This window comes from Pantoea sp. E956-1 (assembly GCF_982223955.1).
This window is the reverse complement of sequence record NZ_CEUYZP010000075.1, coordinates 1-438: the sequence shown is the minus strand read 5'-3', so window position 1 is coordinate 438 and position 438 is coordinate 1. Positions and strand designations below refer to the sequence as shown.

Here is a 438-nt window from a genome sequence, read left to right as displayed (position 1 = left end):
CGTGGCTGGAGGCTTGGGCGAGGCGTTTCTCGCCGAAGTTGCTTTTGTTGGCGGTTGCACAACCGCCATGCTGGTTACAGATACAGCCGTGCTGGACGACATTCGTTTCACTGATGACGTTGATCTAGTGATCGAGTTGGCCGGTATCAGCGCCTGGAACCAACTCACCGAACGGCTGGCGGCCAAGGGATTCAAGATCACGGGTGAGGACGAGGTGAATTGTCGTTTTCGCTTCAATGACGTTGTCGTGGATGTCATGCCTTCCGACCCTGCAGTACTCGGCTATGCCAACCGCTGGTTCGTCGAGGGGCTGGCGAGTGCGGATAAATTCACCTTGCCCAGCGGCACTGTCATCCAGATATTCCAGCCCACGTATTTTCTCGCGACGAAACTGGAAGCTTTCGCCGGTCGGGGAAATGGTGATCCTTATCACAAGGA

Annotated in this window: 1 protein-coding gene; it reads left to right on the top strand. The window is 55.7% G+C overall.

Translation table 11 applies throughout. The features are described 5' to 3' along the window. Positions 1–438 (top strand): nucleotidyl transferase AbiEii/AbiGii toxin family protein (locus AC0T7J_RS25325; RefSeq protein WP_473798526.1); only part of this gene is annotated, 438 nt, incomplete at both ends.